The sequence below is a fragment of the Chitinimonas violaceus genome (genome assembly GCF_052601015.1).
The window spans coordinates 1-771 of the sequence record NZ_JBQXDJ010000204.1; the positions used below are offsets into that span (position 1 = coordinate 1).

Genomic DNA, 771 nt, shown 5'->3' on the forward strand with positions numbered 1-771 from the left:
ACTGGCTGTCGAGTAGTTCACTGCTGATTTAACCCACCGACGTCACCCTTTTTAAACGACCTCAACAGGCCGTAAGGGGGTCGGCTTGCCCAAAGAAACCGATGGAAACTGTTGCTTACCACGTAGAGACCGATGCCGAATGGCTGGCTGCCAACTGTGCGCCCAGCCTGCGCAAGGCCGCTCGCCGTGAACGCAAGCATCAGCTACGCAGCATTCCTGAACGTGAATGGGAAGCCGCACGCCATGAAGACCATGATGCGCTGGGTCAGCGTGTCAGCCACTGGCTACAACAGCCTGCGGGGTCGGTGGATCTGATTAACCTGTCTGAGCGGCTAGATAAATACCTGGGTCACCCATCCACGCCCTTGATTGACGTGTGCCGCCTGGGTGAAGACGGCGCAGCCCTGTGCGATAAGCTGCATACGTGGCTATCGCCTGAAGACACTGCCGCCATGATCGCCCCACGCTTTGACGTCCGCCTGCCACAAGCCGGCAGACAGGGCGTGACCATGGAAGGGATTGGTAAACGCCTGGAAGACGGCAGGGTATGGAAACGCAACCTCGTCCGCCGCCACCTGCAAACCTTGGAACAAGGCCGCATCAGCGCGGGCCAAGTACGCCGGGGGGCCGATACCTATGTCTCGCAACAAACCCTCTCCCTGCTGCAAACCAAATGGAAAGACCAGACCGAAGCCCTACGCCATGCGCTAGCCACCAGCAACGAAGGCGATGAAGTCTCGTTGTTCGATATGCAGCAAAGCAGCGTCGCCA

Annotated in this window: 1 protein-coding gene; it reads left to right on the forward strand. The window is 58.9% G+C overall.

What is annotated here, in order from left to right; translation table 11 throughout:
- Positions 1 to 101 precede the first annotated feature (101 nt).
- Positions 102 to 771, forward strand: a 670-nt coding sequence (locus tag ACUHMQ_RS21635; protein ID WP_445297369.1) for a replication endonuclease, incomplete at its 3' end; no start/stop codon positions are given.